At 62.7% G+C, this 21,567-nt stretch carries 23 protein-coding genes; 21 read left to right on the top strand and 2 right to left on the bottom strand.

Annotation, left to right across the window (positions count from 1 at the left end; all coding sequences use genetic code 11):
- Positions 1–292: 292 nt before the first annotated feature.
- Both KF715_18665 and KF715_18660 read left to right on the top strand, forming a co-directional pair.
- A complete protein-coding gene (locus KF715_18665) occupies positions 293–3,016 on the top strand; it encodes a relaxase domain-containing protein (protein ID MBX3738723.1) in 2,724 nt (907 codons plus the stop codon).
- Positions 3,016–3,399, top strand: coding sequence for a hypothetical protein (locus KF715_18660; GenBank protein MBX3738722.1), 384 nt, complete (start codon positions 3,016–3,018; stop codon positions 3,397–3,399). Before KF715_18665 ends, KF715_18660 begins: the two co-directional genes overlap by 1 nt.
- 56 nt (positions 3,400–3,455) lie before the next feature.
- Here KF715_18660 and KF715_18655 read toward each other — a convergent pair whose 3' ends face one another.
- On the bottom strand, positions 3,456–4,253 hold the full coding sequence (locus KF715_18655) for a hypothetical protein (GenBank protein ID MBX3738721.1): 798 nt from the start codon (positions 4,251–4,253) through the stop codon (positions 3,456–3,458).
- A 350-nt stretch (positions 4,254–4,603) separates the two neighbouring features.
- On the opposite strand from KF715_18655, the gene KF715_18650 reads away from it, so the two are divergent.
- The 14 genes from KF715_18650 (at position 4,604) to KF715_18585 (ending at position 16,888) form a co-directional block, all read left to right on the top strand.
- A complete protein-coding gene (locus tag KF715_18650) occupies positions 4,604–5,017 on the top strand; it encodes a hypothetical protein (protein ID MBX3738720.1) in 414 nt (137 codons plus the stop codon).
- A gap of 21 nt (positions 5,018–5,038) precedes the next feature.
- A complete protein-coding gene (locus tag KF715_18645) occupies positions 5,039–5,644 on the top strand; it encodes a DUF4133 domain-containing protein (GenBank protein ID MBX3738719.1) in 606 nt (201 codons plus the stop codon).
- Entirely contained in the window at positions 5,641–8,343 is a 2,703-nt protein-coding gene (locus KF715_18640) for a hypothetical protein (GenBank protein MBX3738718.1), read from the top strand. The genes KF715_18645 and KF715_18640 overlap by 4 nt, the downstream gene beginning before the upstream one ends.
- Positions 8,344–8,347: 4 nt before the next feature.
- Complete coding sequence (locus KF715_18635) at positions 8,348–9,007, top strand: hypothetical protein (protein ID MBX3738717.1); 660 nt, start codon at positions 8,348–8,350, stop codon at positions 9,005–9,007.
- Positions 9,008–9,027: 20 nt separating this feature from the next.
- A complete protein-coding gene (locus KF715_18630) occupies positions 9,028–9,522 on the top strand; it encodes a hypothetical protein (protein MBX3738716.1) in 495 nt (164 codons plus the stop codon).
- Positions 9,519–10,328, top strand: a complete 810-nt coding sequence (locus KF715_18625) for a hypothetical protein (protein MBX3738715.1) — start codon at positions 9,519–9,521, stop codon at positions 10,326–10,328. Before KF715_18630 ends, KF715_18625 begins: the two co-directional genes overlap by 4 nt.
- 39 nt (positions 10,329–10,367) lie before the next feature.
- Complete coding sequence (locus tag KF715_18620; protein MBX3738714.1) at positions 10,368–10,604, top strand: hypothetical protein; 237 nt, start codon at positions 10,368–10,370, stop codon at positions 10,602–10,604.
- 11 nt (positions 10,605–10,615) lie between these two features.
- Positions 10,616–11,797 (top strand): hypothetical protein, encoded by a 1,182-nt coding sequence (locus KF715_18615; protein ID MBX3738713.1) that lies wholly within the window; start codon positions 10,616–10,618, stop codon positions 11,795–11,797.
- 186 nt (positions 11,798–11,983) lie between these two features.
- Positions 11,984–12,646: a hypothetical protein gene (locus KF715_18610; GenBank protein MBX3738712.1), complete on the top strand. Its 663-nt coding sequence runs from the start codon at positions 11,984–11,986 to the stop codon at positions 12,644–12,646.
- A 9-nt stretch (positions 12,647–12,655) separates the two neighbouring features.
- Positions 12,656–13,564: a type-F conjugative transfer system secretin TraK gene (locus KF715_18605; protein ID MBX3738711.1), complete on the top strand. Its 909-nt coding sequence runs from the start codon at positions 12,656–12,658 to the stop codon at positions 13,562–13,564.
- Entirely contained in the window at positions 13,561–14,685 is a 1,125-nt protein-coding gene (locus KF715_18600; GenBank protein MBX3738710.1) for a hypothetical protein, read from the top strand. Before KF715_18605 ends, KF715_18600 begins: the two co-directional genes overlap by 4 nt.
- Before the next feature lie 2 nt (positions 14,686–14,687).
- Positions 14,688–15,233: a hypothetical protein gene (locus KF715_18595; protein ID MBX3738709.1), complete on the top strand. Its 546-nt coding sequence runs from the start codon at positions 14,688–14,690 to the stop codon at positions 15,231–15,233.
- Positions 15,234–15,242: 9 nt separating this feature from the next.
- The gene (locus KF715_18590) at positions 15,243–16,157 is read left to right on the top strand and encodes an ATP-dependent Clp protease ATP-binding subunit (GenBank protein ID MBX3738708.1); all 915 of its coding nucleotides are present in this window, start codon (positions 15,243–15,245) and stop codon (positions 16,155–16,157) included.
- 2 nt (positions 16,158–16,159) lie between these two features.
- Positions 16,160–16,888, top strand: a complete 729-nt coding sequence (locus tag KF715_18585) for a response regulator transcription factor (GenBank protein ID MBX3738707.1) — start codon at positions 16,160–16,162, stop codon at positions 16,886–16,888.
- 38 nt (positions 16,889–16,926) lie between these two features.
- Here the strand turns inward: KF715_18585 and KF715_18580 are convergent, their stop codons facing one another.
- Positions 16,927–17,079: a hypothetical protein gene (locus KF715_18580; GenBank protein MBX3738706.1), complete on the bottom strand. Its 153-nt coding sequence runs from the start codon at positions 17,077–17,079 to the stop codon at positions 16,927–16,929.
- Positions 17,080–17,288: 209 nt separating this feature from the next.
- On the opposite strand from KF715_18580, the gene KF715_18575 reads away from it, so the two are divergent.
- The 5 genes from KF715_18575 to KF715_18555 all read left to right on the top strand — a co-directional run bounded on the left by KF715_18575 (position 17,289) and on the right by KF715_18555 (position 21,497).
- Complete coding sequence (locus tag KF715_18575; protein ID MBX3738705.1) at positions 17,289–17,897, top strand: TetR/AcrR family transcriptional regulator; 609 nt, start codon at positions 17,289–17,291, stop codon at positions 17,895–17,897.
- Between the two features lie 11 nt (positions 17,898–17,908).
- The gene (locus tag KF715_18570) at positions 17,909–19,087 is read left to right on the top strand and encodes an efflux RND transporter periplasmic adaptor subunit (protein ID MBX3738704.1); all 1,179 of its coding nucleotides are present in this window, start codon (positions 17,909–17,911) and stop codon (positions 19,085–19,087) included.
- A complete protein-coding gene (locus KF715_18565; protein MBX3738703.1) occupies positions 19,084–20,286 on the top strand; it encodes an ABC transporter permease in 1,203 nt (400 codons plus the stop codon). Before KF715_18570 ends, KF715_18565 begins: the two co-directional genes overlap by 4 nt.
- Before the next feature lies 1 nt (position 20,287).
- Positions 20,288–21,013: an ABC transporter ATP-binding protein gene (locus KF715_18560; GenBank protein ID MBX3738702.1), complete on the top strand. Its 726-nt coding sequence runs from the start codon at positions 20,288–20,290 to the stop codon at positions 21,011–21,013.
- Between the two features lie 76 nt (positions 21,014–21,089).
- Positions 21,090–21,497, top strand: coding sequence for a cytochrome c (locus KF715_18555; GenBank protein MBX3738701.1), 408 nt, complete (start codon positions 21,090–21,092; stop codon positions 21,495–21,497).
- The last annotated feature ends 70 nt before the right edge of the window (positions 21,498–21,567 follow it).

The following is a 21,567-nucleotide window of genomic DNA, read 5'->3' as shown; positions in this document are numbered from 1 at the left end:
TTCGCCGAATCCGCGAGGCGGCGACCCTACCGAAAAAAGGGTAGTTCGGCCGGGCCCGCGCGCGTTTGGCCGATCCTTGGAGGCTCGACGGTCCGAACCCAACGAACTCGTTAGGGTATTGCGTCTGTGGCCAAACAAGCGCGGGGGATTTTCGCCGACCTTCCCGGCTCATCGTAGCCGCTGATGTCCGCCCACGAACCGGAGGACTACCGTGCGACCGGTAGGCCCGCTACCCCGGAATCGGGAGGGGCGCTCCGTTGAGGTGGGAGACGTGTTCGGGCGTGATGATGGCATGATCACCGTGGGAGTCATTCGGAACGGAGCCACCTACCTTTCGCATCACCTGCGGAAAAACGATTACTGGTCGGAAGGCGAAAAAGAGGTGCGTGGCGAATGGATTGGCGAAGGTGCCCGGGCGCTCGGGCTGACAGGACTGGTGACCGACAAGCCATTCGAGGCCTTGCGGCAGAATCGGCACCCGGGGACCGGCGAAGCGCTCACCGCCCGGGATCAGGCCAATCGAGTCGCGTTCTTCGATGTGCAACTCTCCGCACCTAAGGACGTCAGTGTGCTGGCGATGGTCGGCGGCGATGAGCGAGTCCGCGAAGCGTTCGTGGAATCCGTGAAAACGGCGCTCGCCGAAATGGAGTGCTTCGCGGCGGTGCGTGAGCGTCGCGGCGAAGCGGCCGGAACGGAAGCCTTTCGCCTCACGGGAAATTTTGTCGGCGCGCTGTTTTTCCATGACGCGAGTCGCGACCTCGATCCGCAGTTGCACGGGCATGCGGTGCTCGCGAATGCGACGTGGGACGCCGCGCGCAACGAATGGCTCGCGCTGCAACCGGTCGAGATGCTGCGCGCCTCGGCGTATCTGCGGCAGGTCATGTATCGCGAGTTGGCCTCGCGGCTACGGTCGCTGGGCTACGAGCCGTATGAAATGAATTCGAAGGGCTTCGCCGTGCGCGGGGTCGAGCACCTGCGCGAGCGCTTCTCGAAGCGCACCCGGCAGGTGCAGCGCCTGGCGGAGGAATTCGCGGCGAACAAGGGGCGCAAGCCGACGAAGCGGGAGGTCGAGATTCTCGTCCGCGAATCGCGCGAGGATAAACTCACCGAAATCTCCACCCCGGCCGTGCGAGCGAAGCAACGCGCGGAGTTGAACGCCGACGAAGCACACGCGCTCGACGGTCTTGTCCGCGCCGCACGCCAACAAGCACCGCGCATGCAGTTCTCGCATGGTAACGCGCGGTCGGTCCTCGAAGCGGCGCTGCGACATGTTTACGAGCGCAGCAGTGTCGTCCGCGAAGGTGAGGTGCTGAACGCCGCGCTCGAACTGCATCCGGATTTCTACCGCTGGCGCGAGCTGCGCGAGGCGCTCGAAGTCCACCCGGATGCGATTCGTAAGGACGGCGAGATGAGCCTGCGGCCAATCCGACGCGAAGAGGACGCGGCGGTGCAGCGCGTGCGCGTCGGCCGCAACCAACGCTTCCCATTGGGCGATCCGACGCAGCTTCCGCCAGAACTGACCGCCGGCCAGCGTTCGGCCGCGACCGCGCTGCTCGAAAGCCGGGACTTTCTGAGCGTCCTGATCGGCGACGCCGGCACGGGCAAGACGACCGTGTTGACCGCCATCGAACGCGCGCACCTCGGCGCCGGCGGCACTCGGTTCCTCCCGCTCGCCCCGACCACCCGGGCGCGGGATGCCATGCTGGCCAGTGGCCTGGAACAGGCGGACACGGTGCAACGCTTCCTCGTCAGCGAAATGATGCAGGCGCAGGCGGCGGGCCGGGTCGTGCTGATCGACGAAGCCGGGCTCCTTTCGACGCAGCAATTGGATCAGGTCACGCGGATTGCGACCGACGTCCGTGCGCGGCTGCTGCTCGTGGGTGACACGAAGCAGCATTACAGCGTGCAGCGAGGTGACGCGCTCAGAAACGTCATCCGGCATTCCGGGACGCCGGTTGTGCGGCTCGCTGAAGTCCTGCGCCAGCGCAACGAGGCGGACCGGCGCTTCAGCCGCCTTCTCGCCACCGGAGCCGTCGCCGAGGCCTTCGGCTTTGCCGACCGGCGCGGCTTGATCCGTGAGGCGGCGGACGATAGCGCCATGTTTGCCCAGGCGGCGGAGCATTACGTGAGCAATCGGATGCGTGGGATCGAAACGCTCGTGGTGATTCCGTTCTGGGAGGAAATCGAGCGCTTCAATGCGCAGGTGCGGCCCGCGCTCCGACAGGCGGGCCTGCTGGGCGAAGCCGAGGTCACGCGCGAGGCCGTGAAACCGCTCACGTGGACGGAGGAGCAGAAGAGCCATTGGGACCAATACCGCCCCGGCGACCGGCTGCTGTTCGCGAGGGATACGCGCTTCTTCAAGCGAGGCGTCGCGACTGAGGTCATCGCCGTCCTGCCCGATGGTCTGCGGGTGCGCGGTCCCAAGGGCCGCGAAGCGAAGATCACCCGCAAGCAACGGGCGGCGTTCGAAGTGGGCCGGGCGCAATCGCTCGCCGTGTCCGTGGGCGACCGGCTCTTGATTCGCGGGCGGGAAGACGACGCGGGCTTCGCGAACGGCGATTTTAAGGAGGTCGCGAAGGTCGATCCGGCGGCGGATCGCATCGTGTTCACCGACGGACGTGAGCTGCCTCGCACGTTTGCCGCGTGGACCTACGGTCACGCGCTCACGTCCTATCGCTCGCAGGGCAGCACGTCGGAGGAGTCGTTGCTGGTGTTGGGTGAAGTAGCCGTGCGGGCGCTGGCGCGCCGCCAATTCTACGTCGGCAACACCCGCTATCGGGGCGCTCATGCCATCTATCTTTCCAACAAGGCGGAAATCCTAAGCCGGTTGGCTCGGCCCGATCCGGGCCGGGAACTGGCCACGGAGTTCATGGCCCGGCAGCGGATCACGCTCGATGAGCGACTTGCCCCGAGAGCCACACGCGGCCTGCGGGCGGGCGTGCGGGAAGCCTGGCACAGCACCGTCAGGAAGCTGCGCGGGCTCGCGACGTCTCAGAGTGAAGGGAGGAAGGCGTGATGGAACGCGCTCCGCTCAGAAAACCGAAGCTGTATTTCGATGCGGGCGCGAACCCGAGCCACGTCACGTTCGACGATGGCAAGGATCAGCGCCGGAATCTGCCCTGGATGCACTATGTCGAGGCGCGGTGGGACTACGCGGAACCGGACACGATCAAGATCGAGATCGGCGATTGGCTGGTGATCGTGCGCGGCCACAACCTCGCGCCCCTGTTCTTGGCGATTGAGGAACACACCTTGGTGCGCGTGCGCGCGCAACCGGAGCTGCAAGCGGATCGTGAGCACGAAGCGGATACGTTCGCCGTCGAGATTCGGTTTACGAAGCCCCCGGCGAATCCCTTCGGGAAGAGACCACCGGTGCAGCTCGAACTGGACACAGGGTAAATCGGGAAGGAAGACGCCGCTTAAGGAGCGCGGATTCGAAGTGGAGCGGTAATGACTCAATCACCGACCGCCGGAACGAGGTCGTTTTCCTCGATCCATTTTCGGATTTCTTCAATAGCCATCGATGACTCTTTGGAGAAGCGACGGGCCCGCGTTGCGACAGCCGACCTCCGTCCCTTCGGATTCTTATAGCCGCTCAGATCGACAGTCTCACCAAGCTCGACCAAGCATCCTTGCCAGATTACGCGCCAGCCGAATCGGAGGCGTCTTCTGACCGCGACCAGCATCTTTCCTTTCTCATCTTGTGGATCGAACACGTCGTCTGCGATCTTGTGTCCTTTCTCGCTCACTGGGATTGGTGGGCGTCCATCGCGACCAGGATGGTGAAGTTCGATCAAATTGTCACCAAACGGTTCATCGGTCACCACGCACCGATCTGTGCATGCGCGTAAGGTATCTCGCGCATTGCCGCTAATTACCCATCGATCCGCCGTAAGGCTCTGCCCCACGGCCCATTGATGCAGTCCATGCACCAGAAGCGCGTAGGCCCGAAGCTCCAATGTCAGATACTTACCCATATCGCCCGGAATCGGATTGTCCTGAAGGAACTTTCGGACCGCCTTGCCGTGATGAGATTCAGGAACGTTCTTCCCGCCAATCTCACCCGCGAGCCGAGCCAGATGCTCGCCGATCTCGTCGAGGAACGGTTGAAGGTGGGACCGCTTCAGTTTAACCCGGAGCGATTCCGGGGCGTTCTTGGCGGCCTGCCTATAGTATTCGATGTAGGCTCTAAGCACTTGTTCTTTCTCAGCTACGGGGATCTTTGACGAGGGTTTCGGGGGCGTGAATGGCATTCCGAATTTTCGTCGGGCCTTGCCGATGACTCAATATCAACAAATAGCGATCACAGGCAGCCTGCGCAGCTGATGTGCTTGCCAGAGTGGCGATCGTGAAGGCATCGCCGATGCAGAGCACTCTCTGGGGCTTCTCGCGGCGTCAGGAAGACACTTTATACAACGCGCTATGCGCCAGGACATTTGTTCCTGAAGTAGTCCTACCCTTTTTTCGGTAGGGCCGGTTCCTTGCGGCGAAATCCGGCTTGGTCCTTTTGGAAGCCAGCCCGGTTTCTCCGCTGTTCACAGGCGGAGAAACACCGGGCGGGATTCGGCCCCCACAAGCGCCGGCATCAAAAACGGAGAGCAACATGACAACCTTGGTCCACCTGACGCCCTATGTGGCGTTCAGCCTCGGTGTGGCGATGATGATGAGGGCGCTGCACCTGTATTCGGAAAGCCGGCCGCATACGCCGGTCAGCTCATGGCAGAAACTGGCGGTGTGGTTCGGGGCCATGCTGGCTTGGCCAACGCTCGCCCACGCGCAAGCGGTCGATCTGCGCACCGCTACGGAGGCGGGCAACGCGATCATCATGTATCTGAGCGGGACCTTCGCCGCGGTCGGCATCGTGGCAGCCGGTGTCGCCATGATGATGGGCAGGCAGTCCATCGCGAAATGGGCCTTCGCTGGCGCCATGGTGAGCGGGCTCGCTTTCGCCATCGTGCGGACGATGTGGAGCAACATGGGGATCGAAGCCTCCAACGTCGGCACCTTCTCGCCCTGATCGAAACCAGTCCCGCGTCCCATGCACTCGACGCATCTCAACGAGCACGACGCCAATCAGGGCGCACAGTCCTCCGGAGAGTTCCTCGGCATGACCGGGAATTCTGGCTGGTATCTGCTGGGCTCCGGGGGCGCGACGATCCTGATGGTGATCTTCCTCTGGGGGATCTTTGGGGTGTCGCTGCTGTTGTGCCTGCTGGTGGGCGTCGTGCTCTGCGCGCTGTCGGTTACGTATGTGTTCACGCTGAAAAACAACAAGCCGGAGCACTACGATACCGACTTCTTCGAATCCGCGTTGGTCGAGTCGGGCTTGCTCTCCTTCCAATTCGGCCCGCGCTCCCGGCGGCCGGCGAATCCCTTCGCCGCCGCTGGGTCGCCGCTGGCCCCTGAGGTGGACGGGCACGAGCCGGCGGTGCGCTCGCACCGAGCGGGTCTTGGAATGGCCCGTCATTCCGGCGCGAACGCTCACCCGGTTGGGGAGATGACCGGCCACAAAGACGCCGAACAGAAGAAGCGTGAGCAACCCGTGGTGGCACGCGCCGACTATGATCGGTTGCAGGAGCAACTCACAGTCACGGAGGACATGCTGGAAGAAGCGTTGGCAGAACGTGGGGAGGAAGTCGCATGAGAACCGAACCCGCAGACGGCTACTTTGGCGAAGACATGATTGTCTTCGAAGGCCTCCATCGCGGCGGTTTCATCGCGCGTGGGTTTGAAATCATCGCCCCCGACTTGGAACATGCTGATCCTGTCCATCACAACGCATTCGAGTCCGACCTGGTCGCGCTGCTGTCGGTGCTGAAACCCGGTTGGCGGATGCAGGTGCAGTGGACGAACGATTCCGACTTCCGTAAGCCGCTCCAGCGCTACCGGGAAGACACGGCCACGCTCGCGACCAATGAATGGAGCAAGCGCCAGCGCAACGAGCGGTTCGTGCGTTACTGGCGCATGGTCGAGTCTGGCGCACTCCGGCGGGAGCGTCTCCGCCTGTATTTCACGACGCCGGTCGATGCGGCGGTGCTCGGCAAGAACGCCGGCCGACTCACGCGGGAGGCGCTGCTTGGCACCTATGCCGAGCAGTTCAACCAAATCGGGCAGTTCCTGCAGGCGCTCTTTGGGGGAAGCGGCGGTCAGGTGCGGCCGATGACCGATGCCGATCACTTCTTACACTACCTGGAGTTTCTCAATCCGTCGCTGCCGGAGCAGAAGATCACCGATCCGCTGGAGTTCTTCGATCCCCAGAAATCCATTCAGGAAAACTGCTGGCTCGGCGAAGGCCGCCCGCTGGAGAAGCCCGACACCGGTTTTTATCTCGATGGCTGTTACCACGGGATGCTGGTGCTCAAGTCGCTGCCGAAACGGACCCGCCCAAGCCTCGCCTACCTCCTGACGAAGCTCGGCTTCCGGGACTACGCCATCACCGTCAACGTCGAGTCGGTCGATGTGGACGAGCTGATCGAGAAAGAGCAGAAGGAGCTGAACCGCGTCGAAGGCGACTATGAGAGCCTGAAGAAGGTGAAGCTCCTCGCGGCGATGCGGACGAAGGTCGCGAAGATCGCCCGCTATAGCAACGGCGACAGCTCGCCCTACCGCATCCAGTATATCATCCGGGCGTGGGATCGGAATCGGGAAGACCTTCGGGCGAAGCTCACCGCGCTCAAGGCCGCGGTCGGCAGCATGGAGCGGGCGCAGGCTTATGAGCCCGCCCTCGAACCCTCCGCGCGAAATTTCTTTTACTGCACCTGGCCCGGCTGGTCGTTCAGTCGCTACGATTCGCTCTGGCATGACTACGATGACGCGCTCGTCGCGAACATCCTGCCGTTCTCATCAACCCCGGTGGGGCACCTCGATCAGGCAGAGTTCATTTTCGAAGGACCCAACGGCAACCTTGTCGGAGGACGGACGTTTGTCGGCGAGGGCAACAACCAGACGCCGCAAAATGCGGTCGTCATCGGGACCACGGGTTCCGGCAAGAGCGTCAACGTCATTGATATTCTGACACAGACGGAACCGTTCTACGCCTACACGATGATCGTGGAGGAAGGTGAGTCCTATACCACCTACGCCAAGACGGTCGATCCGGCGGCGGAGCCGATCATCGTCCAAGCGAACGGCAAGCTGACCATGAACTACCTCGACACGCGGGGCCTGCCGCTGTCCGGGTTGCACCTCAGCGCGGCGGCGGCGCTCCCGATGCTCATGGTCGGTCAGTCAAAAGACGAAGACCGCAACAAGCTCCGGCAGGCGCTCCTGGCGAACGCCATCGGCCGCCTCTACGAGGACTTCGCGCGGTGGTATTTCAATCGTCGTCCCGAGGAAACGTCGGCCATGGCGCGGCGGGCCTACACCCTCGACTTGTATCGCCGGACCCGGATGGGGCCGCAAGCGACCGGGCTCGATGCGTTCCTCGAGTTCGCCGAATGGGAGCAACGTCGGGGAGATGAAGCGTCCGCCTTTGCGGCTTCAGCCGACGAAGGCGACGTGGTCCGTTTCTCGAAGGACGGTGCAGGTGGGCAGCAAATCCGGGACCTCGTGTTCGCTCGGCTCACCCCGGCCGAGATGCCGCAACATGGCCAGTTGCAGGAACTGCTTTCCGCCGAGGCCGCCGGGCCGCACGCCGAGGAAATGCGCTACCTCGCCACGCTCCTGGAGCCGTGGTCGTCGGGTGGCAGCTACGGCGAACTCTTCGATGGCGTTTCGAATGTGTCGCTCACGGGCAAGATCGCCCACTTCGAACTGGGCTACATCCCGGAGTCTGCAGAGGAACTCAAAGCGGCGGCGGCTTTCCTGATCGCGAACTATACCCGGTCGCACATGATGCGGCTGCCACGCGCGCTGCGGAAGCGGAACATCTTTGAGGAAGTCGCGCGTTTCTCGCTCGTGCCTTCCGGCAAGAAAGTGCTGCGCGAGTCCTATCAGCAGCTCCGCAAATACAACGTCTGGAACGTCGCGACCGTGCAGAATTACGAGCAGTTCAAAGCGTCCGACATCCGTGGCGCGGTCCTGGGCAACAGCCGCATCCTGTTCCTGCTCCGCCAGAGCGACCGTTCCGACATCGAGGATCTGAGCCGCGACTTCCCGATTCCGGATGCGGCGAAGGATGCCGTCATGAGTCACCCCGAACCGGAGAAGCTGGTCGGGACGAAGTATTCGCAGTTCACCTACTACCACACGGACGAACGCCGTCCGTTGATCGTGACCATGCGCAACGTCGCCTCGCGCGAGATGCTCTACTGCGCGTCGAGCTCGGGCGCGCATTTCGATCAGCGCGAAAAGGCGCTACGCGGAAACGGCAACGTGGTGGACGCCATCATCGCCAACGCCTGAAGCCATGAAAACCAACGAGGAGATCCAACGCGAAGCGCAGCGCATGGTGGTGCTCGGCCGCAGCTATCGGGACGAGCATCGTGGCACCGCGGGCGAGGTCGTGCCGTTGCCGCGCGTGTTGGTGCAGCTTCCCGATGTGCAGGTCACCCGCAAACCCGAGACCGGCTCGCCGGGTTCGGAATCTCAGCGCGTGAACCGTCACCGGCACATCGAGGCCGCCTTTGAAGATGGGGCTCTGATCTTCCGGCTCGTGGAGCGGGAGACGGCAATGGGAGAAACTGCGACCATGGTGCGGTCCGGTGAGCCAACCGAGGTCATGGCCAGCCGCTCCGGGTTCGATCTGCTTCACGCGGGATATGAGATGGTCGAGGAAGACCGCTTGTTCGAACGCCTCGCGCCCTACACGGAGCGCATTGAGGAACGGGACGGTCGCGATCCGTTGGACGAGCGTGAGGTCGCCGAAGTCGAGGCGGTCCTCGAAACCCATCTGCTCCCGCCTTCCGACCGCCTGCGGACGAAGGCGGACGTTGTTGAATTTCTCGAAGGGCGGTTGGAGGCGGGCGTTTTCATCGCTCACGCCATTGACCGGCTGTGTGCGCGCGAGGGCCAGCGTCAGGGCCACGCGCAACGTCACGAACTCAAACTCACGATCAACGAATCCTGATCCTCAACCCAAGACTACCCATGCAACGATTCCTGGACAGTCTCTCGTTCTCGCAGCCGTATCTGGTCGGCCTGCTGTTCATGGTGATGGTTGTCCTCTTCATGCCGGGCTGCGCTACCGCAAGCGCCGACTCGGCCGGGCGCACGCGCAACTTTGCCACGACCGCCGCCACAACCGCGGGCGGGGCTTACATCGGCGCTCGGGAGGGCGACGGCAAAGCCAAGAACGCCGCCGTCGGTGCCGCGGCGGGCTTCGTGGTCGGCGAAACCATCAACTACTTTAATAACAAGGCCCAGCGGGAGGCGTATCTAGCCGGCTACGAAAAAGGCCAGTCGAACGCCGTGAAACAGCAATACTGGATCGCCCGGGATAACCAGCGCCCGTCGCTCGATGACGGCTACGAGGAGACCTATTACGAAATCGACGTGCCCCAAACGGATCGCGATGGCGTGCGGCGCGAGCCGACCAAAAGAGTCATTCGTGTGGTTATGCCGAAGGAGGAAACCGGTTCATGAAAACGACGCTCCTTTTGGCTTCGGTGCTGACGATGGGCGCTAGTTCAGGCCACGCGCAATGGGCGGTGATTGATGCCGCGAACCTCCAGCAAAGCGCCGTGAATTACGCCGCGATGGTGGATCAGTTGGCGAATCAGGCCACGCAGATCACCAATCAAGTTCGTCAGATTCAGCAGTTCGAAACCCAGCTCAAGCGCATGGGCGACATGGCCAACGTGAAAGACATCGTCGGCTTCGCGCAATTTCGCGCCGACCTGAATCTTCCGACGCAGGTCAAGACCTGGGCGCAGGGCATCGCCCGCGTCGATGGCCGGGGGTTGTTCGGCGATACGCGGGGCGGCATCTTCCGCGAAGTCCGGGCGGACTTCCGCGATTTCGATGGTGCCGTGGTCGAAAGGGACCCGGCCGTTTACAAAGAGTCTCACGACATGGCCGTCACGGTGGATGAATTCAAGGCCGTGCAGAGCGACGTTTACACGCGCCGTGAGGACTTGAAGCGGGCCATCGCCCAAACGAGCGAAGCCCTCAGGGCGGCTGAAACGGAGGCGGAGCAAAAGAAGTTGGAGGCGGTGCTGAACGCTCAATATGGCCAGCTCACGGCGGTCGATGCCGAGGTCGCCCTGAGTGCGGCCCAGGTGCAGGTCAAGGCGGCCGAGGCCACGGCCATGACCAACGCCCAGACCGAAGCCGATGCCGAGGCTCGGCGTCGGCTGGCCCAGCAGGAGGCCCGGAAGCTATCGACCACCTTTAAGCCGCAATACGAGTCCATGCTCCGGTATGTGTTTGAAAAACGTTTCACACCCTAACTCCGAACACCCTCGGAAAAAATCGGTCAAAACGGTCCTATGAAAGCACCTACGATCACCGGAGTTTTGCTGATGGCGGTGTTGGTCGCTAGCGGATGCGTGGATCGTGAGGCGGAAGCCCGGCGCGCCCGTGAAGAGGCTGAGGCCAAGGCACGCGCCGAGGCTGCCCGCAAGGAAATGAATGCACTCCCGAAGGCATTCAAGAATCCAGAATATCTCAAGAAGGTCGAGTATCCTGAAGCGCCGCCTGCATCTGAAAAAACGCCGAAGAAATAGGAGATACTGCTATGCCCGCGCCTTCAGGGACAATTCTGCCTCCGACATACTTTGAGGGACTATCCTCACTCTGGGGTGGATGCGCCTATATCGGAAGCGTGATCGTTGCGGCGGGCTTAGCGTTTCATGCTCTGCGGAGCCGACCTGGAGCTGATACCTATATCTGGCTCTTGGCGAAAGTGCTCATGATTGGGATTGCCACACTCTGCATCCGAGAGTGGCTGATGCGTTTGAACGATGTTGTTAGCGCGTTCGGCGATATGTTCGGGGTTGATCCAACCTCTGTGGACGAGCAGTTCGTGCAATTCATCGCTGGCAAGGCTGCGACGGAGCCCGACGCGAGCATGTGGGATATCATCTGGGGCACGAAATCGATTGGAACCGCGATCTGCTACGCGTTGCTGTGGTTGTTCGGTTGGTTGTCATGGGGTGTTCAATATGTGGTGAAACTCGTAGGTGGCATTCTACTCACAGCCGGGTGGGCGCTCAGCCCGATCTTCCTCTCGCTCTACATGCTCAGGTCGATGTCCGGCGTGGCACAGAAATACATCACTGGGCTTATCGCGCTGGTGTGTTGGCCGTTCGGATGGGTGCTCGCTGCTGTGGTGACGAAAGCGATGCTCGATGCAGCGGCCACCGCGAGTTTGGTCCCAATATTCATAACTGGTGCTCCGATTGCTGCCCCGGCACTTACCGTATTGCTCATTGGTTCTTGGATGCTGGTAAGCTCGGTTCTAGCGCCATACGTTACGACGAAGGTTTTACTGATGGGTGCAAACCCAGCGGCAGAGTTCGGCCGCTCGATTGGAGGCGTCTTTCAATCGGCCTTTGCCGGCGGTGTCGGGGCAGGTGTTGCCGCAGCGACAGGAGGAATCGGTGCCGCCGGTGTCACTGCTGCTGCGGCTACGGCGGCGATGGCAGGTGGAGCAGAGTCAGCCGCGCGTGGTGGTGGCGCAGCTCGCACAACCGGCACTGTAGTTGGTGGGCTGGCGGGCTTGTATTCAGGGCGTCTCCTGCGCAGCCAGGTTTCTGCGACTCAAGAGATGGCTGCGGCTCAATCGCGTCGAGCTAAGGCCGCTGAGTCGTTGGCCTCGGAATTTCAGCAACACGCAAGAACACGCAGCACCAGTCGCAGTGGATTCGACAAGCAGCCGCACGACGACAACCCAAACCAAGCAGCAATCGATATATGAACCCTCTATTCAAAGGCCATAAGGAGTATCCCAAAGCGATTCGCGACTTAGCTCGCGCCACTGAACGCTTGGATCGAGCTGAAGAGGATATCGCTCGTGCGGCGCTTGAAGTGATGCGTCAGGACGACGCTGAAGATTCGAAACGCTCGCGGCCGAGGAAGCCAACAAAAACGGAGGGCAACTCAAATGGTAGCAAACGTTGAAGCTTCCCCGCGTGCCTCCGGGACCGCGCCGCAGTTCGGGAAGCCGAAATCATCGCTGCTGGCCATTTTTGACCGGCAGCGTCGTCAGTCGTTGATCTGGTTCCTCGTCGCCGTCCTGGCGTGGGTCTGGGCGGTGTGGGACCGTCATCAACTGGTCGAGCAACTGACCCGCAAGCGCGAGGTCGTGATGATCGACAGCCTCGGCACCTACTACGTGTCGCCGGTGGTGGACATTCAGGAAGCGAAAGACCTGCACGCGATGCAGACGAAGCTTGCGTGCAAGGCGCTGTTCGAACGCAACCCGGCAGGCTTGGACAATCCAGAATTGTTCAAGCAACTCTTCCTTCGCGAAGCGGCACAGACCGCACAAGCTTCTCTCAACCGGACCAAGTCTGAGTTCGAAGCCAAATCGCTTCATCAAAAAGTGGAGGTCGGCGTGCCGGAGATTTTGAACACGCGCGACAATTCCTTCTACACGTCAGCCGACGTCCAACTGATCCGCGTCGGTTCCTATCAGGGGGCACCGATCACGGAGGTGCTTCGCTACCGGGTGAAATTCAAGTTCCTGGTCAACCCGGACCTCACCCGCAACGGGCGGTTTCCGACCGCGGTCGCCGCGTTCCAAGTGGAGCCCATCAAGACGTGAGGACGCGCCATGCTAAAATCCCTCTCACTCTTCATCGTCTTGGCCTCGGCGCTCGCGGCGCAAACGATTCGCGAGGCCCCGCTTGATCCGAAGCAGGCGGTGGACCTGGCGGTGTCCCGCGAGGTCACCACCGTCATGTTCCCCGGTCCTATCACCGCCGTGGCGGGAGCTGACATGTTGATCGAGGGTGGTAAGCAATCGGTGGAGGTGGAGGAAGGGACGCCCCTGCGTTTCCATGTCTCCCATGCCCCGGGATCGAACTTCATCCTCGTCCGCAGTCTCCAGCCGGACGCCGCCGCGAGACTGACCGCGATCTACGATGGCTCGGCCTACGTGCTCAACCTCCGCACGGTCGCGGCAGATTCAACCGCGAGCGTGATTTTCCAGCCTGCGGCGCAGGTGGCGGCGGTCCGCGTCGAGACTCCGCCGGAGCCGGTGAAGTTTTCGCCCCGCATCGGACTCAGCCTGCTGGATCGGGCGCGGGCCTATCCCGTGTTGGCGAAGTCGCTGCCGAAGGCAGTCGAGGGCGTCACGCTCCGGGCGCAGAATCGAAAGATCGAATTGCCCGACGTGGAGGTGACCGTGCAGGAGGTCTATCGCTTCTCCAAGGAGGACGCGGTGGTCTTCTTGCTGCGGCTGAAGAATACCACGGACCGAACCCTCGATCTTGCCCCGAGCACGTTGGCGGCCCGGGTCGCCAACGAGAAATTCGAGCAGTCCATCGCCAACGGCCCGCGCAGCCTCGCTCCAGGCGAGAGCGCCGATGCGGAGTTCGCCGTCGTCGGCATGCCGGACGGCACGCGCAACGATCTCAGCGCGGACAATGCGTTCACCATTCTGGTCAACACCTCGCGACGTGAGGCCGTCGCGACAACAGAGCCCACGGCACCGGCAGCAACGGAGGCACCGAAGTCATGAACCCGCGCAACATCGGCAATTTCTTCAAGAGCAAGTTCGGGTTGTTTATCGTGTTCGTCGTCGTGCTGTTTTCCGGTCTGGCGATTTACGGACGCCAGCAAGCGCAGGAGCGCGAGGCGGCGAAGCTCGCCGCGCAGAGCACGAAGAAGGTCGAACTCGGTCAGGTGCGGGTGCCGTTGGATCAAGGCCTCGAAAGCGGGCTGCCACAGCAAGCGCGTGCGCAGGTGGTCGCCCAGGCAGGCGAGCCCACCACCGCCGGCGGTATTGTGCCATTCCGTCCTGCGGCACCGGTGGCCACGGGCGCGGCGGGCCAGAAACCGCACACGGCGACGCCGGCCGCTGAGCCAAAACCGCGCAAGGTTCGCTACGCTTCATTGCTTGCCTCGTATGAAGCGCCGCCGGTTCGGTCGGAGCGCGCGGTTCCGCCACCGCCAGAGAAGTTCATGCCGTTCGGCACGCTCTTGAAGTGCAAACTCGTGAACACGATCGACAGCGCGAATCTGGAGACGCCGGTCATCGCGGTGCTGCTAGAAGACGTTTGGCAGAACGGCAAGAAGGTCATTCCGGCCAACACGCTCGTGCATGGCACGGCGCGCGCGGGTCGGCTGCGCGACCGCGTGAACGCATCGGGCACCTGGCGTTTCGTCTGGCAGGATGGCCGTGAGCTGGCGTTCAACGGCGTGGCATTGGATCGCGAATACGAGCACGACATTGACGGCTACGGAATCACCGATGGTTCAGGCGGCATCAAAGGCCGTCTGATGGCGACGGATGACTTGCAGGAATTGAAGCTGCTGGCGTCCGCCGCGCTCAGCGGTTTCGCGCGTGGCACGCAGGACCGGACACAGACCGCCCTGGGAACGACCATCACGGGCTCGGTCTCCAACGGTGTGCGCGAAGGTGTGGGCGACGTGTTCGATCTCTACGCGAAGCGCACGCTCAAGGACATTGAGGAAAGCGGCTACTTCGTCCGCGTGGCGGCCGGTAAGGAATTCTACGTTTACGTTCTCGAGTCGGTCGATCCGCAGAAGGCGAGCGTGGCGGGGGTGAGATCCCCTCAACCCGCGCCGCCTGAACCCGTGGCGCCTCGGCCAGCTTCTCAACACCCATCACAAGGATAACTATGCGAACCCTCTGGTATATTCTTCCCGCGGTTCTCCTCGCCGGTTGCGCGACAAAGCAACCGGTCGCGATCCAGCCGCCCCCGGTCACGCCCGTAGCTGCCGTCGTTCCCACCAAAGCGGTCGAGACGCGTTACGATGTGCGCGGTTATCGCGAGGTGGCGAACCCTTCGATTCGCCATGAAGCGCACGCCGTTTATCGCCGCACCATCGTCCCGGCGAACGCCATTGAAGACATGGGAACCGTGCCGCGCACGGCCTATGCCCCGGCGAGTCATGTTCCGCTTTCCGGTGACGCCGAACTCGCGGCGGAACTTGCCACGCAAAAGGCCATCACGGCGGAGCTGCGTGCGATGCAGTCCTCGATGTCCGAAACCGAGCGTCGGATGCAGGCTCAGTATGCGCAACTGGTGCGCCAGAGCACGGAAGCGGCGAAGCTCCGCGAGCAACTGGAGGCTGACCGCAGCCGCTTGCGCTCCGGGGTGCCGCCTGCCGCGTCGGAACCGGTGGCGGCGAATGCCTCGGTCCCAACGGAAGCGAAATGGTGAGGGCGCGTCATGAGCATCGCCGCCGAACACCTCGAAAAACTCCGGACCTTGCCGGATCGCCTCAAGGCGGTGCTCACGGGACAGGATGTTGCCATCGATTTGGTCGCCGAGCGGCTGCAACACGGTGAGCTTGGCCTCACCGTGCCCGGCCGGCCAAAAGCGAGCTTCCTGTTTCTCGGCCCGACCGGCGTCGGCAAGACGGAGCTGACGCTGCGCTTCACGGAAGATCTGCTTGGCCCGGATCGCGTCGTCCGTCTCGACATGTCTGAATACCAGACGGCAGATCGTCTCGGACTTTTGCTCGGGACGGCGGACGAACCAGGCCGGATCGCAGAGGGATTCGATGCGTGTGCTGGCTCCGGCACACTGCTCTTCGATGAAATCGAAAAGGCTCATCCGCGCGTCTTGGACGTCCTGCTCCAATTGCTCGATGCCGCCCGGCTGACGACGGGCCGGAACCGTGTGCTGGATTTCTCGGCGTGGTATGTGGTGCTCACGAGCAATATTGGGGCGCAGCGGATCATGACGCTTCGGAAGTCGAAATATGAGACGATGGAGCGCCTCGTGCGGCAGGATGCCCAGCGGGAACTGCGGCCGGAAATCTTTGCCCGCATCACGCTGACCGTGGTGTTCAACAGACTCGACTACGAGGCGCAGTGCGCCATCGCCGCCGGACTGGTGGAAAAGGAGTGTCGGACGTTGGCCGGGCTGGGTTATCGGGTTTCCCCGGAACCATCTGTGCAAGGAATTGTCGTTAGTCGCGGGTATCACGAGCGGCTTGGGGCCAGGCCGATGCGTGATGCCGCCGAGCTTCTGGTTCGGAACGCGCTCGCTCGCGAATTACTGCGCGGGGGCGACGGCTCAGGCCGTCTGCTGCCGCATTCGGATGGAATGAAACTGCACCTGAACCCTGCCGCCTCATAGCCATGCTGCCCAAAACCGCCACGCCACGCATCGTGGTTCTGAAGGGCGATAAACTTTACGGTGAGCTGATCAGCCGCCACATCAAAGACCTCTGGCGGAATGCGGATGTGCGTGTATTTCAACTCGGGTTCGACGCCCTCGATTCCATTCAGGCGCAGGTGCCGGATCTTTTTATCACCGGCGTGAAGATCGATGACATGGACGGCTTGGAGCACCTTGAGCCGTTCATCGAAACGGCGTTGCCGATCCTCGTGCTCACCTCGCGCAAGGAAGCCCGCACCTTCGATCTGCTGCGGAGCATCCGCTACGATGGGCTTTACGACGGACACGCGGAGGGCATGGAGAATCTGCCGACCGCGCTGCAACAGGTGATCCAACGCCGGCTCTACGTGAGTCCGACGATGCTACCGAATCTGAAACGCCCCAAGAACATCACGCTCGATGCGCTCACCGAGAAAGAGCAAATGGTGCTCTCGGTCATCGGCGACGGCTCCGATGATCATCAGGCGGCGGAACGGCTCAGGCTTTCGCCCTACACCGTGAACACTCACCGGAAGGCGATCATGGCGAAACTGAAACTGCACCATAAAGGGCAGCTCATGTTGTATGCGCTTCAGAATGGGTATATCTGGGTGTCGGCACAGCGCATTCATTATCCCGGATTCCAGCGCAGTCTCCAGGCGGCCGCAGGCGCGGCGAAAGTCGCACCGACGGAGCGCGCCAGTGCGTGAGTTTACGAAGGCGCAAAAAAGGGCCGAAGCCCCTTCGTTCAGTCCTCATAGGGAAGCATGAGGGTGAAAACCGGGGCCGCGGTGTCGCCCGGGCCGATGTGAAGCTTCAGGGCGTGCGTCCGCCCGGTGAGGATGACGCTGAATCGGACCAGCTCCGGGTCCGCCGCGCTACGGATGACGAGCTTGGCCATGGTGGAAATGCCCTGCGTGATTTTCTCCAGAGCGGAGCGCCGTGAAGCGGGGCGCGCGGTTCGTGACTTCGGCAATGGCCTTCGCCACTGGCAGTTGCTCCCGCGCGGTATCCCAAGGATGGCGCGTATGAGCCATGCGCGGCGCCATAGAGAAAAATCTTGCGAGCAATACAAAGATAGTAATTAGTTGCTTACTTAAAGATCCTCGAATGCCAACCCAACGCAAACACCTTCCCGCAGATCAGCGTCGGTCCGTCATTACGGCGACGGTGGTCGAGCTGGCCGCCGAACAGAACCCGGGTGATATCACCACGAGCGCGATTGCCCATCGCATGAACCTGACCCAAGGCGCGCTCTTCCGGCACTTCCCCACCAAAGACGCCATCTGGCAGGCGGTGATGGAGTGGGTCGCCGAGCGCCTTCTGGCCCGAATCGACAAGGCGGCGCAGGCGGCCGCATCGCCCCTCGCGGCCTTGGAGGCCATGTTCATGGCCCACATCGATTTCGTGGCGAAGCACCCGGGTGTGCCGCGCATGATGTTCGGCGAATTGCAGCGGGCAGAGGACACGTCGGCCAAGCGTATGGCGCGAACGTTGGTCACCCAATACGGCGCACGCCTCCACGCCGTCATTGAGCAAGGTAAGGCGCAGGGCGAACTGGCGGCGGAGATTGATCCGGCCGCCGCCGCCACCTTGTTCATTGGGTCGATCCAGGGATTGGTCATGCAGTCGTTGCTGGCGGGGAATGTGCAGTTTATCCGCACTTCCGCTCCCGGGGCCTTTGCCATCTTTTCCCGAGGCGTCAGGAGGGCGCTATGAGACGTCTCCCCATGAATCGTCGCACCCTGGCGCTAACTAGTTTTCTCCTCCCGCTTCTGGCTTTGTTCATCTATGTCGCGCTGCGCTCGGGGCCGCTGGCGCCCGTTCCGGTGACGGTGACCACAGCCGAAAGTCGCTCCATCACGCCCGCTCTGTTCGGCATCGGCACGGTCGAGGCGCGATACACGTATAAGATCGGCCCGACGATCGCCGGGCGAGTCAAGCGGGTGAACGTCCAGGTGGGAGACAGGGTTCGGGCCGGGCAATTGCTGGGTGAGATGGATCCGGTGGATTTCGACGACCGCATCGCCGCACAGGAGGCCGCGCTCAAGCGGGCGGAAGCCGGGGTGCTGGCCGCCGAGGCACAGAGGCAGGAGGCTTCGGCGCGCCAAGGCTATGCCGAGACGCAAGCGCGCCGCTACGAGAAGCTCCTGCAGGCACGTTCGGTCAGCGAAGAGACGGTCGAGTCCAAGGCGCAGGAACGGCAGGTGGCCGACGCCGGCCTTGCAACCTCTCGGGCCAGTCTGGAGGTCGCACGCCAGGAGTTGGCGCGGGTCCGCGCCGATCGCGACGTGTTGATTCAGCAGAAGGCCAATCTACGCCTGATCGCGCCGACTGACGGACTGGTGACTCTGCGCAACGCCGACCCGGGCACGACGGTGGTTGCCGGACAGCCGGTCGTGGAAGTGATCGATCCGGCGAGCCTGTGGATCAATGTGCGCTTCGATCAACTGCGCACCGCTGGCCTGCGCGCCGGGTTGCCGGCCGAGGTCGTGCTCCGCTCGCAAGCTGGCCACTCCCTCGCCGGGCAGGTGCTGCGGATTGAGCTGGTCGCCGATACAGTGACCGAGGAGACCCTCGCCAAGGTGGTGTTCAATGCGATGCCCGAGTTGTTGCCTCCGATCGGTGAATTAGTCGAGGTCACGGTGGCGCTGCCCCCGTTGCCGGCTGCTCCGGTGGTGCCCAATGCGAGTGTGCAGCGGGTCGGGGGACAACTTGGCGTCTGGCTCGTCGATGGCCATTCGCTGCGGTTTGCCCCGATCAAGTTGGGCGCGATCGACCTTGAGGGCCGGGCGCAGATTCTCGATGGACTCGAGCCGGGCGCTCGCGTGGTGGTCCATAGCCAGCGCTCGCTCGGCGCCCACACCCGCGTGAAGATCGTCGAGCGCCTGCCGGGAGTATCGCCATGATCAGCCTCGCGGGACGGGACATTCTGCATTCGTGGGGCAAGTTCGTCTTCACCGGCGTGGGGCTGGGCCTGTTGATCGGCGTGACGCTGACCATGGCGGGGGTTTACCGCGGCATGGTGGACGACGCCAAGGCGCTGCTCGACAACAGCGGCGCGGACCTGTGGGTGGTGCAGAAGGACACGCTTGGTCCGTATGCCGAGCCGTCCAGCCTGCCTGACGATGCCTATCGCGGCATTCTGGGCATGCCCGGCGTGGCGCGCGCGGCCAACGTCACCTATCTCACCATGCAGGTGCGCCAGGGAGAAACGGATGTGCGCGCCATGGTCGTCGGGGTCGTGCCCGGCGATCCCGGTGAACCCGGCCAGCCCGGGTATCTGGTCGCTGGCCGACAAATCACTCGGGGACACTACGAGGCCGTCGCCGATGTGGCCACCAAGTTCCGGCTCGGCGAACGCATCCAGATTCGCCGAAACCTTTACACCGTAGTCGGGCTGACCAGGCGCATGGTCTCATCTAATGGCGATCCGATGGTCTTCATCCCGCTGAAGGACGCGCAGGAGGCGCAGTTCCTCAAGGACAACGATGCCATCGCTCAACAACGCCGGCGCACCACCGCCAATCCGGCTTTCAACCGCCCGGGCACGCCCGGGTTGCTCGACGCGGTGATCGCGTCCCAGAGCATCAATCCGTCCGTCAACGCCGTGCTGGTGCAAATCCTGCCGGGTCACACCGCGGAGGAAGTGGCCGAGCCCATTCGCCGCTGGAAACGGCTGCAGGTTTACACCCGCGCGCAGATGGAGGACCTCTTGGTTCGCAAGTTGATCGCCACCTCGGCCAAGCAGATCGGCATGTTTCTGGTGATTCTTGCCATCGTCAGCGCGGCCATCGTCGCCTTCATCATCTACACCCTGACCCTGGGCAAAATCCGTGAGATCGCCGTGCTGAAGCTGATCGGCACCAAGAACCGCACCATCGCCGGGATGATCATGCAACAGGCCGTGGGGCTCGGTGTGATCGGCTTCGTGGTAGGCAAGATTGCCGCCACCGTCTGGGCGCCCATTTTCCCGAAATTCGTCCTGCTCGAACCGGGCGATACGGCTTGGGGTTTCGTCGCGTTGATGGTGATCTGTGTTCTGGCCAGCGTGCTGGCCATCCGCGCCGCCCTCAAGGTTGACCCGGCGGAGGCGATCGGAGGCTGACATGCATTCGCGAGGCATCCAGATTGAGGGGCTGCGCAAGCGCTACGGCGCAGGCGACACCGCCGTCGATGCGCTCAAGGGCGTGGACATGCGGGTCGCTCCGGGCGAGGTCGTCGGGCTGGTTGGTCCCTCGGGCTCCGGCAAGACCACCCTGCTCAAATGCCTGGGCGCCGTCATTGAGCCCACCGCCGGCCGCATGTCGCTGGGCGAAGACGTGATCTATGACCAAGGCTGGAAGATTTCCGATCTACGTGAACTGCGCCGCGACAAGATAGGTTTCGTGTTTCAGGCCCCCTATCTGATCCCGTTTCTCGACGTCATCGACAACGTGGCGCTGCTGCCCATGCTCGCTGGGCTGCCCAACGGCGAAGCCCGGAAGCGCGCGCTGGAGCTGCTCGGGGCGCTCGACGTCGCGCATCGCGCCAAAGCCATGCCGTCGCAACTCTCCGGCGGCGAGCAGCAACGCGTGTCCATCGCCCGAGCGCTGGTCAATCGCCCACCGGTGATTCTCGCCGATGAGCCCACGGCCCCGCTCGACAGCCAGCGGGCGCTCGCTGTCGTGCGCATTCTCAACGACATGGCGCGCCGCTTTGACACCGCGATCATCGTCGTCACTCACGACGAGAAGATCATCCCGACCTTCAAACGCATCTACCACATCCGCGACGGCGTGACCTACGAGGAAGCCGGCGAAGGCCGTGGTTTCGACCAACCTTCAGCCAAATAACATCCGGGAGCATGCCGTGAAATTCAGACCTACCTTCACAACCGGTGCCGCCGCAGGCGCGATAGGCTCGCTCCTCATGGCCGCCAGTATCGCCGCCGGAGCCAGTGATCCGGCGGCAAAATCGCTGGCTCTGCGCAGGATCATGCGAGAGATGGGGCAGAACATGCAGATCATCACCGACGGCATATCCCGAGAAGACTGGGAACTCGTGGGCAAGACCGCCCCGCTGATTGCCGATCATCCTCAGCCACCGTTGACCGAAAAGGCGCGCATTCTAGGATTCGTCGGCACTGACGCCGGCCAGTTCAAGGGCCACGACAAGAATACCCGCTTGGCCGCGCGGGAACTGGGGCAGGCGGCTGTGCGCCAGGATGGACTGGCTGTGATTTCTGCGTTCGCAAGAATGCAAATCAGCTGTCTCGCCTGCCACCAGAGTTTTCGCAGGCCATTCCAGGAGCATTTCTACGGGGTGCGGCGACGATAGTATCGCCGCCGCGCGATCCCCTTCCTGCATCTGAAACGACTCCCGTCGCTTATCATCCCTCCAAACAAAG

It is taken from the genome of Candidatus Didemnitutus sp., from assembly GCA_019634575.1.
Classification (GTDB): Bacteria; Verrucomicrobiota; Verrucomicrobiia; order Opitutales; family Opitutaceae; genus Didemnitutus.
The sequence above is the reverse complement of the archived record's forward strand: the minus strand, read 5'-3'. Positions and strand labels throughout refer to the sequence as shown.

What these genes read in the sequence shown, in the direction of transcription:
- KF715_18570 (MBX3738704.1), top strand. Translation starts at nt 17,909, where the DNA reads ATGAATCGTCGCACCCTGGCGCTAACTAGTTTTCTCCTCCCGCTTCTG.
- KF715_18655 (MBX3738721.1), bottom strand. Translation starts at nt 4,253, where the DNA reads ATGCCATTCACGCCCCCGAAACCCTCGTCAAAGATCCCCGTAGCTGAG.
- KF715_18565 (MBX3738703.1), top strand. Translation starts at nt 19,084, where the DNA reads ATGATCAGCCTCGCGGGACGGGACATTCTGCATTCGTGGGGCAAGTTC.
- KF715_18605 (MBX3738711.1), top strand. Translation starts at nt 12,656, where the DNA reads ATGCTAAAATCCCTCTCACTCTTCATCGTCTTGGCCTCGGCGCTCGCG.
- KF715_18660 (MBX3738722.1), top strand. Translation starts at nt 3,016, where the DNA reads ATGGAACGCGCTCCGCTCAGAAAACCGAAGCTGTATTTCGATGCGGGC.
- KF715_18560 (MBX3738702.1), top strand. Translation starts at nt 20,288, where the DNA reads ATGCATTCGCGAGGCATCCAGATTGAGGGGCTGCGCAAGCGCTACGGC.
- KF715_18595 (MBX3738709.1), top strand. Translation starts at nt 14,688, where the DNA reads ATGCGAACCCTCTGGTATATTCTTCCCGCGGTTCTCCTCGCCGGTTGC.
- KF715_18610 (MBX3738712.1), top strand. Translation starts at nt 11,984, where the DNA reads ATGGTAGCAAACGTTGAAGCTTCCCCGCGTGCCTCCGGGACCGCGCCG.
- KF715_18555 (MBX3738701.1), top strand. Translation starts at nt 21,090, where the DNA reads ATGGCCGCCAGTATCGCCGCCGGAGCCAGTGATCCGGCGGCAAAATCG.
- KF715_18600 (MBX3738710.1), top strand. Translation starts at nt 13,561, where the DNA reads ATGAACCCGCGCAACATCGGCAATTTCTTCAAGAGCAAGTTCGGGTTG.
- KF715_18630 (MBX3738716.1), top strand. Translation starts at nt 9,028, where the DNA reads ATGCAACGATTCCTGGACAGTCTCTCGTTCTCGCAGCCGTATCTGGTC.
- KF715_18620 (MBX3738714.1), top strand. Translation starts at nt 10,368, where the DNA reads ATGAAAGCACCTACGATCACCGGAGTTTTGCTGATGGCGGTGTTGGTC.
- KF715_18585 (MBX3738707.1), top strand. Translation starts at nt 16,160, where the DNA reads ATGCTGCCCAAAACCGCCACGCCACGCATCGTGGTTCTGAAGGGCGAT.
- KF715_18645 (MBX3738719.1), top strand. Translation starts at nt 5,039, where the DNA reads ATGCACTCGACGCATCTCAACGAGCACGACGCCAATCAGGGCGCACAG.
- KF715_18580 (MBX3738706.1), bottom strand. Translation starts at nt 17,079, where the DNA reads ATGGCCAAGCTCGTCATCCGTAGCGCGGCGGACCCGGAGCTGGTCCGA.
- KF715_18625 (MBX3738715.1), top strand. Translation starts at nt 9,519, where the DNA reads ATGAAAACGACGCTCCTTTTGGCTTCGGTGCTGACGATGGGCGCTAGT.
- KF715_18650 (MBX3738720.1), top strand. Translation starts at nt 4,604, where the DNA reads ATGACAACCTTGGTCCACCTGACGCCCTATGTGGCGTTCAGCCTCGGT.
- KF715_18640 (MBX3738718.1), top strand. Translation starts at nt 5,641, where the DNA reads ATGAGAACCGAACCCGCAGACGGCTACTTTGGCGAAGACATGATTGTC.
- KF715_18590 (MBX3738708.1), top strand. Translation starts at nt 15,243, where the DNA reads ATGAGCATCGCCGCCGAACACCTCGAAAAACTCCGGACCTTGCCGGAT.
- KF715_18615 (MBX3738713.1), top strand. Translation starts at nt 10,616, where the DNA reads ATGCCCGCGCCTTCAGGGACAATTCTGCCTCCGACATACTTTGAGGGA.
- KF715_18665 (MBX3738723.1), top strand. Translation starts at nt 293, where the DNA reads ATGATCACCGTGGGAGTCATTCGGAACGGAGCCACCTACCTTTCGCAT.
- KF715_18575 (MBX3738705.1), top strand. Translation starts at nt 17,289, where the DNA reads ATGCCAACCCAACGCAAACACCTTCCCGCAGATCAGCGTCGGTCCGTC.
- KF715_18635 (MBX3738717.1), top strand. Translation starts at nt 8,348, where the DNA reads ATGAAAACCAACGAGGAGATCCAACGCGAAGCGCAGCGCATGGTGGTG.